This window comes from Bradyrhizobium sp. USDA 3311, assembly GCF_054062495.1.
This window is the reverse complement of sequence record NZ_JBSSFI010000001.1, coordinates 5023328-5039886: the sequence shown is the minus strand read 5'-3', so window position 1 is coordinate 5039886 and position 16559 is coordinate 5023328. Positions and strand designations below refer to the sequence as shown.

Genomic DNA, 16559 nt, shown 5'->3' with positions numbered 1-16559 from the left:
TCACGTCCTTGGCCCTCCGAGCTTCGAATCGAGCCAGGATGGCCTGGCGAGCGCCTTGACGAGCTCGCTCCGCTCAACCTTGCCGGTACCGACCTGGCGCGTGAGGAGATCGCCGCTCTCGTCGATGCTGAGGACGGTTCGCCGCTCACGGGGAACCCGGCTGAGATAATCGCGTGCGACGCTGTCAAAGCCATCGACCTGCCAACGATCGATCGCCCGCATCAGGTGCCGGGCAAAACTCTCGGTCACCTGCACGGCGCCCGCTTCGCCGAACCCCTCCTCATCCAGCGCGGACGCGAGCGGATGAACGCCGGGCCCCTGATCGGCCATTGCCACCGTCCGGATCATGGCGCCGAACACCAGCCAGGCGGGCGGCTCATTCTCGCGCGCGGACGATGGCCACCCCATCCGCCCCCCGCCGACCAGCCCGCCGTCGATCTCGACGGAGCCGGGCCAGCCGATCGCAACCGTCTTGTTGGGCGGGGCATAGGCGCGAAGAGCGTCGGTGAGCGCGACCATGCCGGCGTAGAAGGCGCGCCGCGCGGTGCTCAAAGGTTCGCCTGGCTCGAGCACCACGGCGAATTCGGCGAGATCGAACCGCCCGACGCACACCAGCGTGCCGGCGCCGCACTTGGGTGCAATGCCGCAAGCGTGGGCAAAGGCGTCTCCGCTCTCCCGCAGCCGGACGAGCGTGAAGGGCGGCGGCAGCTGGATCGGTTCTACCAGGGAAACGTAGTTGATCGGGGTCGACCGCAAGGCCGTCCTCCACTTTCCTTTTCTTCCCAATAGTGAAAATCTATACGAGGTGCAGGAACGGCGCGAGTCCGTAAGTCGGCGCCGCACTGACGGAGGGATTCACCTGGAGCAGCCAGCGAAGACCGTCCTGATCTGCTCGTGTGAAGACACGATGCGCCTCGACACGGCCGCGATCCGGCGTGGATGCCCCAATTGCGAGATCAGAAGCTTTCGCCATCTCTGCGGCGCGGAGCTCGATCATTTCCGCAACGCGGCAAAGGCGGATGGCCCGCTGACGGTCGCCTGCACGCAGCAGGCTGCGCAATTCACCCATGAGATGGGCGAACGCCCTGACGGGATCACCTTCGTCAACATCCGCGAGACGGCGGGCTGGTCGCGCGACGGTGAGAATGCGGGCGCGAAGATGGCGGCGCTGCTTGCGGCGGCCGCAATTCCCGCACCGGACTTTCCGCTGGTCACATTGTCGAGTGACGGCATCATCCTGATCTATGGGCGCGACGAGGCCGCGATCGAAGCCGGGCGCCTGCTCGCAGACCATCTCGACGTCACGGTCATGCTCATGCAGCCGGCAGACGTTACGCCGCCTGCCGCGGCAGTGTTTCCGATCGTAAAAGGCAAGATCCGCAACGCGCGGGGACATTTTGGCGCATTCGAGCTCACGATCGACGACTACGCGCAACCGCGCCCCTCTTCGCGCGACCGCTTCGTGTTCGAGGCCCCGCGCAACGGGGCGACCTCGCGCTGCGATCTGGTGCTCGACCTCTCCGGCGAGCCACCGCTGTTTCCGGCGCACGACCTGCGGGACGGCTATCTCCGCGCCGATCCGAGAGATCCGGCGGCGGTGCTGCGCGCTGTGCTGGCCGCCCGCGACCTCGTCGGCAGTTTCGACAAGCCGAGATATGTCGACTTCACGCCCAGCCTCTGCGCGCATTCGCGCTCGAAGCTGACCGGATGCCATCGCTGCCTTGACTTATGCCCGACCGGCGCGATTACGCCGGACGGCGACCATGTCGCTGTCAACGCAGACGTCTGCGCAGGTTGTGGGCAATGCGCGGCCGCCTGCCCCACGGGCGCTGCATCCTACGCGCTGCCGCCGGCCGACACCCAGTTGCAGATGCTTCGCGCCATGTTGCTCGCCTATCGCGAAGCTGGCGGCACGCATCCGGTGCTGCTGCTGCATGACGGCGCGCACGGCACGCCGCTGATCGATGCGCTCGCCCGTCATGGCGACGGATTGCCAGCCAACGTGCTGCCCCTCGCCGTCAACGAGTTGACGCAGGTCGGCCTGGAGGCCGTTATCGGCGCATTCGCGTATGGCGCGGCGGCCGTGCGGTTTCTCCTGCGCGCCAAGCCGCGACACGGCGTGACCGGATTGCTGCAGACGATCGTCATGGCCGAGACCATTCTCGCCGGGCTCGGATTTGAGGGCCGACGCGTGGCCACGATCGAAACCGACGATCCCGACACGCTGGCTGATCATCTGACGGGGATTGGTCCCCTCGCCGGCCTCGAAAATCCTGCGACTTTCCGGACGGTCGGCAAGCGCGGCGATCTGCTTCGCTTTGGCCTGAGTGAGTTGCATCGCCTCGCGCCCAAGCCGGTCGACGTGATCGCCTTGCCCGAGGGCGCACCGATCGGTGCAATCACCGTTGACACCGGCGGTTGCACGCTGTGCCTGTCCTGTGTTTCGGCCTGCCCGACCGGCGCGCTTCGTGCCGATCCCGAGCGTCCCGTCCTCAAATTCGTGGAGGACGCCTGCGTGCAGTGCGGTCTGTGCCAGAGCACCTGTCCTGAGAAGGTCATCACGCTCACCCCGCAGATCGACTTCCGGGCAAGGCGTGCGCAGGCGCAAGTGATCAAGGAAGAAGAACCGGCCCTGTGTGTCCGCTGCGGCACACCCTTCGGCGTGAAGAGCACGATCGATCGGATCGCGACGAAGCTCGAGGGGCACCATTGGATGTATCCCACCGGGGACCGCCGGACCGAGGCCTTGCGGATGTGCGCCGATTGCCGCGTCATTGTCATGAGCGAACAGCAGTTCGATCCGATCCAGGACGTTCCGGAACGCGCGCCACCGCGGACGACGGACGACTATCTGCGTCAACGCGAGAACAAGGACTAGCCGTATGCCTCGTTTCATGATGATTTTTTGGACATGCCTCGTCATCACGGTGCTCGCTGGCACAGCCGTCGAGGCCGCCGCCCTCGCCAAGGCGGAAAAGGTCGCGCTCAAGCAGGCGATCGTCGCCTGCCCAGCGTCAACGTGGCTCGCATGCTCGAGGAGAACCCGGAGCTGACGAATATTCCCGTGGAGCGATGGCCGGGCTATTAGGGCGTTGACATCAAGACCTTGCCGCCTTCGCTTGAAGACGCGCAAGGCGTTGCTGCGGGCTACTTCGACGTCGCACGCGCCAGAAAGTCCGTGAGCGCGCGGCGATCCTCGGCCGAGCCGATCCGCTGCTCCGGCATCTTGGTGCCGGGCGTGTAGGCGTTCGGCCCGATCTCGAACAGTTTTGACACGGTCTCCGGCGTCCAGACGATATCCATCGCCTTGAGCGCGTCGGTGAACCGATAGCCCGGCAGCGAGGCAATCTTCCGGCCGAAGAGCCCCGCAAGCGTCGGCCCGGCACGCTGTACCTCATTCTCCGACAATGTATGGCAGGCAACGCAGGCCCTGAACATTTCGGCGCCGTGATCGCCGACATAGGCAGCGAGCGGATCCGCCGGCGTGCCCAGCACGTTCGACCCGATCGCCGCGCCGGTCAGTGCGTTCCAGCGCCTGATCTTGCCGTCAGCACCGCCCGTCAGGAGCGTCGCGCCATCGGGCAGGAACGCGACCGACCAGACCGGCGCGCCGAGCCCGGCGAGCGTGCGCATCACGCTGCGCGCCTTGCGATCGACGATCGCAACGGTGCCGTCAATTGCCCCCGTGGCGATCAAAGCCCCGTCTTGCGAGATCGCCAGGGCCACGATCGGCCTGGCGCCAGCCATGACCTCGCCGTTCTCCTTGCCATCGGCGGTCATCATGCGCAGCTTCCCGTCTGCCGCGCCGGTGACGATTTCGCCATCAGGCGAGATGGCGACGGCATTCAGCGGCGCCGGCATCACAACGATCTCGGGGCTGCCGCCTGCCAAGGGCCAGATCCGCACCGTCAGATCGTAGCCAACGCTCACCAGCGATTTTCCATCGGGGGCAAAGGCCACACCGTTCACGCTTTGCGAGTGACCTTGCAGCACGCGCGTGCCACCGTCGGACAGGGATGAAATCCGCACGGTGTGGTCCCACGAGGCCGACGCGAGCTTCGATGTATCGGGCGAAACGGCGAGTCCCACAATGGGTCCCGTATGACCTTCGAGAACCTGGTCTGGCTGCAGCCCGCCCGCCGTCCAGATGGCAATCTGGCCGTCCGCACCAGCCGTTGCCATTCGTCCGTCTCCGAGGAAGGCAGCCGCGTTCACCGCCCCCGAATGGAAGCGAAGGACCTGCTCGGCCGACTCGGTTGCCAGGGACCATCGGATCGCTGCCGTGTCGAAGCTCCCCGACAAAACCGTCTTGCCATCGCTCGAAACGGCGATTGCGCGGACAGGCCCGCCGTGCCCCGCCAATTGCGCCTGCGCGGGCCGCAGTGGAAGAAGCAGCGATGCCGTCAGAAGGGCGGTGGCGAGACGCAAGGTCAAATCCATTGGCCGTCGGAGACACTCACAGCACAGCACCCACCGTGCCATTTTGCCCGGCCTTTGCACCATGGCCAAATGCCGTCCCGTGACGTCCCGCGCTTCTTGCCGGCGATCGTTCTGTGGAGATCTTCCGTGGCGTGTCCGTGGCCGACTGGCCTGGCCTCTGGGCAAAAGCGCACCCATTTGATCCAGCTCAACGGGGGTAGCTCATATTCGGTTCCAGGTGCGACAAGCGGCGCCTTGATTGGCGATCGACGTGGTCGCAGTCTTGCGAAAGGCGCCTCAGAGAGCGAGGCCGGACATGCAAGTACACCCGAAATCCTATCTGCAGCTCATCGCGCGGTTGTGGCACTTTCGCGCGTCGCCGCCGCGAAATCGCGATCCCGACAGCCAGGATGCGTCGGCACTGCTCGTCTACATCGCCGTCGTGTTAGCGCTGCTCTTGGCTGTCCTTGAAATCGATATCCACAGCGCGCAGCTTCAATCCCTGGGACTGCTCGGCGATCCCATCGGGATCAACCCGATTTTCATGGGTCCTTGAGACAGCGCCTGCGACAATTGCTGCGCTCGCGACCCGACCAGCCGCTGGCGCATAGCCGTTCGAGAACATACGAGCCGACCAAGACGTCCAGCTCGGCCACGATTGGTTGAGACGCGTCTACTCCTGTGTTCCCCTTGGAAACACAAGAGATCGATCTACGAAATCTTCAACCGGCAGTTTGCCTTGTTGCGCTTGTCTTTGCATCTCTTGCACCGGCATCCCTGCTACCGATGTGCGACTTACCGGTAATGGATGCGATCGCAGCATATTCGTCGCGGCCACGAAAACCGCGAACACGGCCAAGCCAGAGATCATCAGGAGCTTCACGCGAACCTCCGTTGGTTCTGAGAGAATAGAAGCTCTGACTAGTGCAAGACTCGAAGTTCCCGTGTGAGATCTCTCACATCTCTCTTTCTCTTGATCATCGCCGGGGCGGCTGTTCCTCGCTCCAGTCATCTGGTGCGCCGTGGAAGGACTGCTGACATTTGCGTTCAATAGGTCTTTCTTGACCTCTCGATGCACACGTCACGCAGCGGCCATGGCGCCTGATGTGCATGACGACGATGAAGCAAAGCAAGACGCGCAAGTGAAACGCGTCAAGCGCCGCGCAAGACAAGCGATAGGAAAGCGAACGTCTGTCAGAATGAGAATGCGCGACTTGTCAGAATGGAAAACTCTTGACGCGCTAAGCCATTGAAAACATTGGAGCGGGTGAAGGGAATCGAACCCTCGTATTCAGCTTGGAAGGCTGCTGCTCTACCATTGAGCTACACCCGCATCTCGCGTTCCCCTAACACGGCCGCGCGGCGGCCTCAACTGCCCCGGATCGGTCTTTCCCGCTTCGCGAAGGGCTTGTTCCCGGCCACCCGCCCCACCTCTTAACGACGCGGGTATTTCGCCCTATATTGGAGTCTCCCGAAACCAACGAAAGGAGGTGATCCAGTGTCTTATCTCAAGCGCTGTCACCTCGCTGGGATCGCCCGCTAAGCTTTGAACAAGGCTTGGCATCGGGGCGCTCTCAGCCCTGGACCAGCGAGCACGAAATCGGGCGCGACGGGGCCTCCCCGCCGCGCCTTTTTCGTGGGCGGGCGCCGCTCAGGCGGCCGGCTCGCCCGCAAGCACCTCGCGAATCTTCTGCGACAGCTCCGACTTCCGGTATGGCTTCTGAAGCAGCGCCACGCCGGGATCGAGATGTCCTTCGTGGACGATGGTGTTGTCGGTATAGCCGGAGGTGTAGAGCACTCTCGCCCCCGGCCGCCGGAGCCGGACGGCTTCGGCCAGTTCCCGCCCGTTCATGCCTCCGGGCATGATGATGTCCGTGAACAGCAGGTCGAAACTGGCGCCCTGGTCGACCAGCGCGAGGGCGGCTGCGCCGTCGCCGGCCACGAGCGTGCGATAGCCAAGGCTGCCGAGCTGGGCGATGACATAGCCCTGCACCAGCGGATCGTCCTCGACCACGAGTATCGTCTCGTGCCCGCGCGCCGCGGCGGGCGCCTGAGCCGATCCCGTCCTGGTTGCCGCCTCGCCCTCCGATCGCGGCAGGAACAACCGCATCACCGTGCCTTGTCCCTCCTCGCTCTCGATCGCGACGGTGCCGCCGGTCTGGCGGGCAAAGCCGTAGACCATGCTCAGCCCAAGCCCGGTGCCGCGGCCGACCCCCTTGGTGGTGAAGAACGGCTCGAACACGCGCTCGCGGATGTCGGCCGGGATGCCGTGACCGGTGTCGGTCACCGCAATCATCACGAAGGCGCCGCGAATGACGTCGCCGTCGCTGCGCACGCCGTCAAGCTCCCGGTTCGCGGTCTCGAGCGTGAGCCTGCCGCCGTCCGGCATCGCGTCACGCGCGTTGACGGCGAGATTGACGATCGCGGACGAGAGCTGCGACGGATCCGCCATCGCGGACCAGGCGTCGTCCGCGAGACGGGTCACGATCTCGATATGCTCGCCCAGGATCGGCTTCAGCAGCTTCGCCGTCTCGACCACGAGGGCGTTGACGTCGATCTCGCGCGGCTCCAGCGGCTGGCGGCGCGCGAAGGTCAGCAGCTGCGAGGTGATCTCGGCGCCACGCGCGGCCGCATCGTCGATGAGCTGCGCGATCGCGGCGAACTGGGGCCTGTCCGCAAGCCCTTCCTGGATGATCTCGATGGTGCCGGTGATGACGGTGAGCACGTTGTTGAAGTCGTGCGCGACGCCGCCGGTGAGCTGGCCGATCGCGTCCATCTTCTGGGATTGGCGAAGCCGCTCCTCGGTCTCGTGCTGCTCGGTGAGGTCGGTGGCGGAGCCGCGATAACCCATGAAGCGTCCGTCGGCCGCGAATACCGGCTGGCCGTTGACGCTGAAATGGCGCACGCGTCCGGTCATATCGCGGCCGCGATACTCGAACTTCCGGAAACGGCTCGTGGCGATCCAGCACCGCCATGTGCGCGCGCCATTTCTCCGGCTCGGCGTCGTGGTCGAAGGCGGCATCGGTGCGGCGCTTGCCGATCAGCGCCTTATGGTCCATGCCGAAGACCCCTGCGCGGTCGGATATGTAGGTGAACCGATGATCCGGCCCGGTCTCCCAGAACCAGTCGGACGCGGTCTCGGCATAGTCGCGGAAGCGCTGCTCGCTCGCGCGCGCGTCGCCTTCGGCGCGCTGGCGGATTTTCAGGTCGCGCTCGAGATTCGTATTGGCCTCACGCAGCTCGCCATAGGCCCGCTCGAGATTGGCGCACATGGCGTTGAAGGCGTCGATCACCTTGTCCAGTTCGTCCGCATCGTAGGGCGGCCGGCGCTCCAGGTGCAAAGGCGGCGGCGGCCGCACCAGGCTGTACTTGCTGACGAAGTCGGCGATGGCAACAAGGTGCCGCGTCACCAGGAGATGGAACATGTAGATGATGAACAGCGAGACGAGGAACGTCTTCGCCGCCTGGCTTGCCAGGATGATCAGGGCACGGTGCAGCAATTGCTGATAGACCTCGCTCAGCGTCGCCTCGACATGGAGCACGCCGATCGGGCGCGCGGCGCCCTGCACGGAGTAGTTCAGCGGGTAATCGCGCGTGACGATCGAACGGGTGTTCGGCTCGCCGACCGCGACACGGACCGGATTGGGGCGATCAGCGATCTCGCGCACCTCGGCGGCGCGGATGTCGGGCAGCCGCAGGATGCCGTCGAGCTGGAGCTTGAGCTGGTTCTGGTCGAGATTCCACAGGCTTTCGCCGAGGCTGCCGGTGGTGCTCCGGCCGATCTCGTCGAGCCGCGTCTCGATGACGCCGACCTCGCGGTCATAGTCGAGATAGAGCTGAAGCGCGGTCAGCATCAGCGTGACGATTGAGGAGAACAGCAGCACGGCGGCCAGGAGGCGCGGCCCGACGCCGCTGCGCGACCAGTTGAAAATCCGCGACAGCAACGCACCGATCATCGCCGGCGCAAACGCGGCGCCGATCCCGCTCAAATCCTGCTTCGCGGCCGCCGGGGCAACGGCGCGGCCGCGCTTGGAATCCTCGTCGCCTGCGTTGCCCATGCACCACGTCCCCGGAATGGCGGCATCCTGCTCCGGCCGGCAGCGGTCGCGAGCAATTCGATCGTTGAGACTTCCCCTCCACGCGATGCGCGTGGCGATTCCTGTCGGCCCATGGGCGGCTTGAGGTCGGCGGGGTCATATCTTGCGCCCAGCAGCAGGATTCCGGCGCAAACTATCACTTCGCGTGCTAGAATAACATCGGTTAAAGTCCGGAGTCGCCTGCATGGCGGCGAGTGATGGCCGTTGCGGCTGGCGCGCAGGCGCGCGCCACTCCCGGTAGATCGCGCGGGCCTCCGAATCCAGTGGTAGCAAGGCACGACCAAGGAGACGCGTGATGTGGCGGATGGCCATCGCCTGCCTGTCGTTGCTCGCAGCCGGTCCAACGCAGGCGCAGGAGCTGATCCGGCTGGCGCGCATCGCGGACATCCCCGATCAATATGTCGGCGGCGAGATGCTGCGGGCCGTCTACGCCAAGCTCAACATCAGGCTCGAATTCGAGGACGTCCCCGGCAAGCGGGCACTCGCGCTGTCGAGCGCCGGCGAGGTCGACGGCGAAATCCAGCGGATCGGAACGCTCTCGCGCGACTACCCGACGCTGATCCAGGTCACGCCGGCGATCAACTACATCGAGCCCACGGTGTTCACGACGAAACTGCGTTTCGACGTCGCCGGCTGGAATTCGATCAGGGACTACAACATCGGCATCGTCCGCGGCGTCGGCTCATCGGAGGCCGGCACCCGCGACATGGCCCGTGTCACGGCGACCACCAGCCTCGAGAACATGATCCAGATGCTCGATGCCGACCGTTTCGACGTGATGGTCACCGACCTCTTCAGTGGACTCGTCGCGGTGAGGAAGCTCAATCTCCAGGCCAGGATCTACCCGCTCTCCCCGCCGCTCGAGCGCATCCACATCTACCACTACCTGCACGAACGTCATCGCGATCTGGTGCCGAAGGTCGGCAAGGTGATCGCGCAGATGGAGGCGAGCGGTGAGCTGGCGGCGCTGCGTGAGGCCCTCGTCAAGCAGGTCCTGAGCGCGCCGTAACAGCGCCGCTCAGGTCGCGCGAAGCCGTTCGCGTAACGCCACAGCAGCGATCAGCACGCCAACACACCAGGCCAAGACCGCCCGGTGAGGCTCCTCGCCAAGCAGCACTGTGAAGATGCTCGCGAGCAGGCATGGCGCGATCGCCTTGCTGCTTCGGCTCGCCAGCGAAACTAGGAACGGCAGCGCGGCAACCGATATTTGCAGGACACCCATCAGCGGAGACCGGTCTCGCCCAAAGCTTCAGAGAAGGCTTCAGAAGCCACAGACATTGACCGCGCGCGGGCGTTTGCCGCGGCGGCTCTCCACGATGCGTTCGCCGCCGTTCTCGGCCGAGCTGCCGTAATAGCGGTGATGACCGCTCTGGTCGTGCAAATCGGCGGGCTCCGATTGTGCCGCCCGCCGTGCGTCGCAGATGATCTTGATGGTGTGACCCGACATTGCCGCCTCCGATGGCCTTCCGTGTTCTTGTGGCCATCAGTCGCCTCGGCTTTGGGCAGCGTTCACACCGCAAGGCGGTAATCGGGTTTCAGGACGGTTTCGTCGAGGCCTGCACGACGCAATATTTTGCGCTCGGGGATTGTCGGCGCGGGCCGTCGTGATACGTCCTTTGGACCCGCGCAGCAAAAAAACGAGGTGACGATGCTCTACGCCATCCTGGCCTATCACGTGGAAGACGAGATCTTGTCCTGGACTCCGGAGGAGGACGCCGCGGTCGTGGCCAAGGTCATCGAGGTTCAGGCGCCCCTCAGGGCAAGCGGACACCTTGGGCCGGCCGCCCGTCTGGACGAGACCCGAAAGGCCCGCACCTTGCGCGGCCCCGGCGCGGGCGTGGTGATGGACGGCCCGTTTGCCGAGACCAAGGAGCAGCTTCTGGGCTTCCACCTCGTGGAATACGACACGGATGACGAGGCGATCGCGGCGGCACGGAAGCTGCGTCAGGTCAATCCGAGTGCCGTCTACGAAATCCGCCCGGTCAAGCTTTATGTGCCGGCCGACGGGTTCGGCGCGACATAAGGGGAAGCGACCACCTTACGCATCCGGTTCGGCTTGCGCACTGTAGAAGCGCTGGATCAGCAGGCCGCCGAAGGCGATGAACCACACGAAGGGTGCGACGTGCGGCGCAAACGCCGCCACGATCGTGCCCGGGATGAACACGAGCAGCGGAAACAGCGATGCCATGATCTCATGGCGCCAGCCGCCCAGGATCGTCCACCACAGCCAGGCATTGAGGCCGGCGATCGCGGTTAGGTGCAAGCCGTAGAGCACGGCAACCGCGCTGCTCATGGCGTAGTTGGTATAGAGGCCGTTGGTCACCGGCAGCAGCACGATCGAGAGCAGGAAGAACAGGTTGAGGATCACCGCGCCGCGGCTGCCCACCGGCTGGCGCGCCAGCCGCCGGTGATGGCTGATCCAGAACACCCCGGCGATGATGAAGCTGAGCGCAAAGCCGGCAAGCTTGCCGGAATAGACATGGGCGAGATCGCTCCAGCCGGGTGCGCCGGTGAAGACGGCGGCCTTGGGCAGATCGTAGGCCAGGAGCGTCATGGCGACGCCGAAAATGGTGTTGCTGAGCGACTCCAGCCGCCGCATCTCGAACTGGTCGGGCTTGAGCTCGGTCATGCCGGGCGCGCTCTTCTCGGGCTGGAACCTTGGGCCGTCTTTTCCCTAGGTGTTAAATAAGGTTCCGTCCAGCCGCATTGCGATTCGCGAGGAGATCGCCGAATCTCACGGTTTCACCGGGGCGATTCGTGGCAACATATCTGGACACGCTCAATGCGGAGCAGCGCCGCGCCGTCGAGCATGGCGTGGCCGATGGCGCGACCGTGGGCGCGCCCCTGCTCGTCATCGCCGGTGCCGGCTCCGGCAAGACCAACACGCTGGCCCATCGCGTCGCCCATCTGATCGTTGCGGGTGCCGATCCGCGCCGCATCCTGTTGATGACGTTCTCGCGCCGCGCCGCGGCCGAGATGGCCGGCCGCGTCGAGCGGATCGCCCGAAAGGTGCTCGGGGAGAACAACGCCGCGATCATGCGAGATGCGCTGACCTGGGCCGGCACGTTCCATGGCATCGGCGCGCGCCTCTTGCGCGAATATGCCGAGCGGATCGGCGTCGATCCCGCCTTCACCATCCACGACCGCGAGGATTCCGCCGACCTGATGAATTTGGTTCGGCACGAGCGCGGCCTGTCCAAGACCGAGAGCCGCTTTCCAGCCAAGGGCACGTGCCTGTCGATCTACTCCCGCTGCGTCAACGCCGAGATGGAGATCGAGAAGGTGCTGGGACAGCACTATCCCTGGTGCGTGGGCTGGGCCGCCGAGCTGAAGGGCCTGTTCGCGGCTTACGTCGAGGCCAAGCAGGCCCAGCACGTGCTCGATTACGACGACCTCCTGCTCTACTGGTCGCAGATGATGAGCGACGCGCTGATCGCCGAAGAGATCGGCGGCCGCTTCGATCACGTGCTGGTCGACGAATATCAGGACACCAACCGCCTGCAATCCTCGATCCTGCTGGCGCTGAAGCCCGACGGACGCGGCCTCACCGTGGTCGGCGACGATGCGCAGTCGATCTACTCGTTCCGCGCCGCCACCGTGCGCAACATCCTGGAGTTTCCGCAAAGCTTCTCGCCCCGCGCCGAGATGATCACGCTCGACCGCAACTACCGCTCGACGCAAGCCGTACTGGCGGCGGCCAACGGCGTCATTGGCCTCGCACGCGAGCGCTTCACCAAGAACCTCTGGACCGACCGCACCTCCGCGCAAAAGCCGCAGCTCGTCACCGTGCACGACGAGGCTGATCAAGCGCGCTACATCGTCGACGCGGTGCTGGCCAACCGCGAGCAAGGCGCGCTTTTGAAGCACCAGGCGGTGCTGTTCCGGACGTCCTCGCATTCGGGGCCGCTGGAAATCGAGCTGACCCGCCGCAACATCCCGTTCGTAAAGTTCGGCGGGCTGAAGTTTCTCGACGCCGCGCACGTCAAGGATGTGCTGGCGATGCTGCGCTTCGCCGAAAACCCGCGCGACCGCGTTGCGGGCTTCCGCATCCTGCATCTGTTGCCCGGCATCGGCCCCGCGACCGCGCAGCGCGTGCTCGACCAGATGGCGGAGAGCGCCGATCCGCTTGCTGCACTCGGCCAGCTCCCGGTGCCGCCGCGCACCGGCGCGGACTGGACCGACTTCGTCCGCACGACCCAGAATCTGCGCTATTCGGAATGGCCGGCGGATCTCGAGCGCGTGCGGCTCTGGTACGAGCCGCATCTCGACCGCATCCACGAGGAGTCGGAGACGCGTCGCGCCGATCTGATGCAGCTCGAGCAGATCGCGAGCGGCTACGCCTCGCGCGAAAAGTTTTTGACCGAGCTCACGCTCGATCCGCCGGACGCGACCAGCGACAAATCCGGGCCACCGCTCCGCGACGAGGACTATCTGATCCTCTCCACCATCCATTCCGCCAAGGGCCAGGAATGGAAGTCGGTATTCGTGCTCAACGTCGTCGACGGCTGCATGCCCTCCGATCTCGGTGCCGGCACCAGCGCCGAGCTCGAGGAGGAACGCCGCCTGCTCTATGTCGCGATGACGCGCGCCAAAGACGATCTCCATCTCATCGTGCCGCAGCGCTTCTTCACCCACGGCCAGGCCGCCAAGGGCGACCGCCACGTCTACGCCTCGCGCACCCGCTTCATCCCGGAGCAGCTGGTCTATCTGTTCGAGCGCACCGCCTGGCCCAAAGCCGCCGCCGGCGGAGCCCGTAACGCGGCGCAAGGGCCGAAGATCGACATCGGCGCGCGCATGCGCGGGATGTGGCGGTAAGGCCGACTACGCGTTCAGCCTGTCGAACTGGACCTTGCCGGCCTTCAGCACCAGCGGAATGTGCTCACCCTGGCCGAGCAGGCAGGCGACATCGCGCAGCGGATTGCCGTCGACCACCAGCAGGTCTGCGAGAGCCTCGGGTGCGATCCGGCCGAGCTTGCCCTCCATGCCGAGCACCTCGGCACCAATCACCGTGGCGCTGGCGATGACGGCGCGCGGGCCGAGAATCTCGGCGCGGATGCGGAATTCATCGCTCTGGAGACGCTGGGACGGCCCGAGCAAATCGCTGCCGAACCCCATCTTCACGCCGGCATCGCGATAGATCGCGAGCGACCGGAGACCCGCGTCGCGGACATCGGCGATCTTGGCGACGCTCTCCGGCGGCAGGCCATACTGCGCGCCCTCGTTGGCCAGCGCCTCGTAGGTGACGAGCGTCGGCACCACATAGGCCCCCTTCTCGGCCATCAGGCGCGCGGTCGGCTCGTCGACGAGATTGCCGTGCTCGATGGTACGCACGCCGCAGCGAACCGCGCGCGCGATGGCGGCGGCGGTGTAGGCATGGGCGAGCACATAAGTCTGGCGCCCGCGCGCCTCCTCGACGATGGCGCGGATCTCGTCCTCGGAGTAGCCGAAGGCGCCGACCGGATCGGTCGGCGAGGCCACGCCGCCGGAGGCCATGATCTTGATCTGGTCGGCGCCCATCTGGAGCTCCTCGCGCGCGGCCCTGCGCACGCCGTCGACGCCGTCGGCGACGCGCGCCAGCGCGCCGACCCGCACGCAGCACGGACATGGTGCGTCACTCGCCAGATAATCCGAGCGCGCCCGCATGTCGCCGTGGCCGCCGGTCTGGCTGAGCGCGCGGCCGGAGACGAACAGCCGCGGGCCGTCAGTGAGGCCGGTCTCGATCGCCTGCTTCAGCGCATGGCCGGCGCCGCCGGCATCGCGGACGGTGGTGAAGCCACGCCGCAGCATGCCGCGCAGCAGCAGGGTCGAGCGCAGCGTCACCAGCACGTTGGGCATGTGCACCTGCTGCGCCAGATTGAGCTCGACCGCCACCGCATGCACATGCAGGTCGATCAGGCCGGGCATCAGCGTCTTGCCCTTCAGATCGATGGTCCGGTCGGCGGTGACCTGGAGCGGCCGTTCCGAGACCTCCTTGATCAAATTGTCTTCGACCAGCACGTGATGTCCGTCCATCAGGTCCGCCTGGAGCGGATCGAGCAGAGCGGCGTTCTTGAAGAGGATGCTGGGCATCGCGGCGTCCTGTCAGAAGTGGGCCGGCGCAAGCAACGCCGGCAATGTGAGCTGGGCAAAGGGAAGGCACGCGGCGACATCATCCTCGCCGTACCAGCCCGCCTCATGAAGCAGATTGAGCGAGCCGAGCGTACGTCCGCGCCAGCGCACAGGCATGTTGAGCACGCTCTCGCAGCCGAGCGAGGCGATCAGCTCGTGGTCGGAGAACACCATGCGCAGATCGGCCTGTGTGCGGCCGATATAGGCCTCGCCGCGATCGAGCACGGCCTCGGTCCACGGGCCCGGCGCGAGGCGCTTGCGTCCGCCGGTCGGATATGGGCCGGGGAGATTGGAATAGATCCGCGCCGCTTCACCGCTGTCGCCGTCATAGGTCAGGATCGTGAACAGCTTGTGCCCGATCGCCGACTTCACGGCTTCGTCCAGCGCCGCGAACAGCGCATCCGGCTGATCGACCCTGCCCTGCGCCGCCGCGACGGCACAGAGCAGCGGATCGGCCTGGCGTTTGGTCCGCGTCATGCAACTTCACCCGCCGCGATCTCTTCCAGCGAACGGCCGCGGGTCGGCACGCCCATCAGCACGACGGTCACCGCCCCGAGCAGCAGCACGGTGGTGGTGACGCCGAACACGCCGGCGAAGCCGAAATTGGGATAGAGATAGCCGACCAGGATCGGCGAGACGATCGCGCCGATGCGGCCGATCGCGGAGGCAAGGCCGGCACCGGTGGTCCTGACCGGCGTCGGGAACACCTCGGCGGTATAGGCATAGACGCCCGCATAGGTGCCGTTCATGAACAGGGACAGGAAGATTCCCGCCGCCATGATCTGCTGGTCGCTCTGCGCGAAGGCGAGCCCGAGCGCGCTGGCGCCGCCGAGCACCATGTAGGTCGCGATCGTCGCCTGCCGGCCGATACGCTCGTTGAAATACGCGGCGCTGAAATAACCGGGGATCTGCGCGCAATAGATCGCGATCGAATAGGCGAAGCTCTTGGTGATGCTCATGCCGTTCTGAACCAGCAGGCCGGGGATCCAGACGAAGAAGGAATAATAGCTGAAGGTGATCGCCAGCCACATGATCCAGGTCATGATGGTGATGCGCGCCTGACGGCCTGCGAGGAGTGCGGCGAAATTGGCGAGCAGCGTTCCGGTCGCGCCCTGCGGCGCGACGGCTTCGACGACCGGCTGCGGCAGGGCATGGCCCTGGCGCGCAAAGCCCGCCTCGATCGTGTCCAGCAAGGCTTCGGCTTCCTTCTCCCTGCCGCGGCTTTCGAGCCAGCGCGGCGATTCGGGCAAGGCCCTGCGCCACCACAACAGCATGACGACCGGCACCGCGGTGATGACCAGCACGATGCGCCAGCCGTTCTCATAGGCGGGCACGATGAAGTAGCCGAGCAGCGCCGCCGCAACGAAGCCGAAGGAGAAGAAGCCGGCCAGTGCGCCGGTGAAGCTGCCGCGGTAGCGCCGCGCGACGAACTCCGCGAGATAGGGCGCGATGATCGCGCTCTCCGCGCCGGTGCCCATGCCTGCGACGACGCGGGCGGCAAAGAAGGACGGCCATGTATCGACCATCGCGCTCACGATGGACGCCGCGCAATACAGCGCAAGCGCGGACATCATCACGGCGCGGCGGCCGATCAGGTCACCCAGCGTGCCCGCCAGCAACGCGCCGAACAGGAAGCCGATATAGGTGCTGCTGCCGAGCACGCCGATCTGCACGCTCGACAGATTCCACGCGGTACGCAGCACCGGCAGGATGAAGGCCAGCACCGCCGCATCCATCGCGTCGAACATGTAGCCGAGCCCGCCCATCAGCAGCAGATGCGTGTGGAAGCGTGCGAACGGAAGGCGCTCGATGCGCGCCGATATCATCGACATGAAAGTCCCCTCAGTCTGGCGGCCCGGCGCTCCGCGTGTCCCTGGGGGGAACCATAGACAAGGAGATATTATCGTCATAATTTATAATCATGATCTAATATAT

General features: G+C 65.6%; 15 protein-coding genes, 1 tRNA gene and 1 pseudogene. 5 read left to right on the top strand and 12 right to left on the bottom strand.

Annotated elements, in window-relative coordinates:
- Positions 1 to 756, bottom strand: coding sequence for a biotin/lipoate--protein ligase family protein (locus tag ACVWW6_RS23970; RefSeq protein WP_370204481.1), 756 nt, complete (start codon positions 754 to 756; stop codon positions 1 to 3).
- A gap of 151 nt (positions 757 to 907) precedes the next feature.
- On the opposite strand from ACVWW6_RS23970, the gene ACVWW6_RS23965 reads away from it, so the two are divergent.
- Positions 908 to 2878 carry a 4Fe-4S binding protein gene (locus ACVWW6_RS23965; protein WP_456681473.1) on the top strand — a complete coding sequence of 657 codons (1971 nt, stop codon included), beginning with the start codon at positions 908 to 910 and terminating at the stop codon, positions 2876 to 2878.
- A 269-nt stretch (positions 2879 to 3147) separates the two neighbouring features.
- Here ACVWW6_RS23965 and ACVWW6_RS23960 read toward each other — a convergent pair whose 3' ends face one another.
- Positions 3148 to 4440, bottom strand: a complete 1293-nt coding sequence (locus tag ACVWW6_RS23960; protein WP_060908000.1) for a c-type cytochrome — start codon at positions 4438 to 4440, stop codon at positions 3148 to 3150.
- 295 nt (positions 4441 to 4735) lie between these two features.
- On the opposite strand from ACVWW6_RS23960, the gene ACVWW6_RS23955 reads away from it, so the two are divergent.
- Positions 4736 to 4975 carry a hypothetical protein gene (locus tag ACVWW6_RS23955; RefSeq protein WP_456681472.1) on the top strand — a complete coding sequence of 80 codons (240 nt, stop codon included), beginning with the start codon at positions 4736 to 4738 and terminating at the stop codon, positions 4973 to 4975.
- 117 nt (positions 4976 to 5092) lie between these two features.
- Here ACVWW6_RS23955 and ACVWW6_RS23950 read toward each other — a convergent pair whose 3' ends face one another.
- From ACVWW6_RS23950 to ACVWW6_RS23935, 4 genes and pseudogenes are all read right to left on the bottom strand, one after another.
- The gene (locus ACVWW6_RS23950) at positions 5093 to 5302 is read right to left on the bottom strand and encodes a hypothetical protein (RefSeq protein WP_011088234.1); all 210 of its coding nucleotides are present in this window, start codon (positions 5300 to 5302) and stop codon (positions 5093 to 5095) included.
- Between the two features lie 376 nt (positions 5303 to 5678).
- Positions 5679 to 5752: transfer RNA gene (locus ACVWW6_RS23945), tRNA-Gly, on the bottom strand.
- 318 nt (positions 5753 to 6070) lie between these two features.
- The gene (locus tag ACVWW6_RS23940; RefSeq protein WP_456681471.1) at positions 6071 to 7441 is read right to left on the bottom strand and encodes an ATP-binding protein; all 1371 of its coding nucleotides are present in this window, start codon (positions 7439 to 7441) and stop codon (positions 6071 to 6073) included.
- 535 nt (positions 7442 to 7976) lie between these two features.
- Positions 7977 to 8273, bottom strand: a pseudogene (locus ACVWW6_RS23935) (ATP-binding protein); the annotation flags it as partial.
- 538 nt (positions 8274 to 8811) lie between these two features.
- On the opposite strand from ACVWW6_RS23935, the gene ACVWW6_RS23930 reads away from it, so the two are divergent.
- Complete coding sequence (locus ACVWW6_RS23930; protein WP_162603600.1) at positions 8812 to 9525, top strand: substrate-binding periplasmic protein; 714 nt, start codon at positions 8812 to 8814, stop codon at positions 9523 to 9525.
- Positions 9526 to 9534: 9 nt separating this feature from the next.
- Here the strand turns inward: ACVWW6_RS23930 and ACVWW6_RS23925 are convergent, their stop codons facing one another.
- Positions 9535 to 9738 (bottom strand): hypothetical protein, encoded by a 204-nt coding sequence (locus ACVWW6_RS23925; protein ID WP_011088238.1) that lies wholly within the window; start codon positions 9736 to 9738, stop codon positions 9535 to 9537.
- Positions 9739 to 9777: 39 nt separating this feature from the next.
- Positions 9778 to 9963 carry a hypothetical protein gene (locus ACVWW6_RS23920; protein WP_027549099.1) on the bottom strand — a complete coding sequence of 62 codons (186 nt, stop codon included), beginning with the start codon at positions 9961 to 9963 and terminating at the stop codon, positions 9778 to 9780.
- A 201-nt stretch (positions 9964 to 10164) separates the two neighbouring features.
- On the opposite strand from ACVWW6_RS23920, the gene ACVWW6_RS23915 reads away from it, so the two are divergent.
- Positions 10165 to 10539 carry a YciI family protein gene (locus ACVWW6_RS23915; protein ID WP_028176003.1) on the top strand — a complete coding sequence of 125 codons (375 nt, stop codon included), beginning with the start codon at positions 10165 to 10167 and terminating at the stop codon, positions 10537 to 10539.
- Between the two features lie 15 nt (positions 10540 to 10554).
- On the opposite strand, the gene ACVWW6_RS23910 is transcribed toward ACVWW6_RS23915, so the two are convergent.
- Positions 10555 to 11145, bottom strand: a complete 591-nt coding sequence (locus ACVWW6_RS23910; protein WP_097532322.1) for a TMEM175 family protein — start codon at positions 11143 to 11145, stop codon at positions 10555 to 10557.
- A 128-nt stretch (positions 11146 to 11273) separates the two neighbouring features.
- Here ACVWW6_RS23910 and ACVWW6_RS23905 point away from each other — a divergent pair, with 128 nt between their 5' ends.
- The gene (locus ACVWW6_RS23905) at positions 11274 to 13331 is read left to right on the top strand and encodes an ATP-dependent helicase (protein ID WP_456681470.1); all 2058 of its coding nucleotides are present in this window, start codon (positions 11274 to 11276) and stop codon (positions 13329 to 13331) included.
- 6 nt (positions 13332 to 13337) lie between these two features.
- Here the strand turns inward: ACVWW6_RS23905 and ACVWW6_RS23900 are convergent, their stop codons facing one another.
- From ACVWW6_RS23900 to ACVWW6_RS23890, 3 genes are read right to left on the bottom strand one after another with little or no spacing between them, the layout of a single operon-like run.
- Positions 13338 to 14585, bottom strand: coding sequence for an amidohydrolase family protein (locus ACVWW6_RS23900; protein ID WP_456681469.1), 1248 nt, complete (start codon positions 14583 to 14585; stop codon positions 13338 to 13340).
- A 12-nt stretch (positions 14586 to 14597) separates the two neighbouring features.
- Complete coding sequence (locus tag ACVWW6_RS23895) at positions 14598 to 15101, bottom strand: GAF domain-containing protein (RefSeq protein ID WP_097532325.1); 504 nt, start codon at positions 15099 to 15101, stop codon at positions 14598 to 14600.
- A complete protein-coding gene (locus ACVWW6_RS23890) occupies positions 15098 to 16456 on the bottom strand; it encodes an MFS transporter (RefSeq protein ID WP_456681468.1) in 1359 nt (452 codons plus the stop codon). The genes ACVWW6_RS23895 and ACVWW6_RS23890 overlap by 4 nt, the downstream gene beginning before the upstream one ends.
- Between the last annotated feature and the right edge of the window lie 103 nt (positions 16457 to 16559).

Bases quoted from the DNA above. Each gene is read 5' to 3' on its own strand.
- ACVWW6_RS23955 (WP_456681472.1), top strand. From the start codon at position 4,736: ATGCAAGTACACCCGAAATCCTATCTGCAGCTCATCGCGCGGTTGTGG.
- ACVWW6_RS23910 (WP_097532322.1), bottom strand. From the start codon at position 11,145: ATGACCGAGCTCAAGCCCGACCAGTTCGAGATGCGGCGGCTGGAGTCG.
- ACVWW6_RS23925 (WP_011088238.1), bottom strand. From the start codon at position 9,738: ATGGGTGTCCTGCAAATATCGGTTGCCGCGCTGCCGTTCCTAGTTTCG.
- ACVWW6_RS23915 (WP_028176003.1), top strand. From the start codon at position 10,165: ATGCTCTACGCCATCCTGGCCTATCACGTGGAAGACGAGATCTTGTCC.
- ACVWW6_RS23930 (WP_162603600.1), top strand. From the start codon at position 8,812: ATGTGGCGGATGGCCATCGCCTGCCTGTCGTTGCTCGCAGCCGGTCCA.
- ACVWW6_RS23920 (WP_027549099.1), bottom strand. From the start codon at position 9,963: ATGTCGGGTCACACCATCAAGATCATCTGCGACGCACGGCGGGCGGCA.
- ACVWW6_RS23895 (WP_097532325.1), bottom strand. From the start codon at position 15,101: ATGACGCGGACCAAACGCCAGGCCGATCCGCTGCTCTGTGCCGTCGCG.
- ACVWW6_RS23890 (WP_456681468.1), bottom strand. From the start codon at position 16,456: ATGTCGATGATATCGGCGCGCATCGAGCGCCTTCCGTTCGCACGCTTC.
- ACVWW6_RS23960 (WP_060908000.1), bottom strand. From the start codon at position 4,440: ATGGATTTGACCTTGCGTCTCGCCACCGCCCTTCTGACGGCATCGCTG.
- ACVWW6_RS23940 (WP_456681471.1), bottom strand. From the start codon at position 7,441: ATGCCGCCTTCGACCACGACGCCGAGCCGGAGAAATGGCGCGCGCACA.
- ACVWW6_RS23965 (WP_456681473.1), top strand. From the start codon at position 908: ATGCGCCTCGACACGGCCGCGATCCGGCGTGGATGCCCCAATTGCGAG.
- ACVWW6_RS23900 (WP_456681469.1), bottom strand. From the start codon at position 14,585: ATGCCCAGCATCCTCTTCAAGAACGCCGCTCTGCTCGATCCGCTCCAG.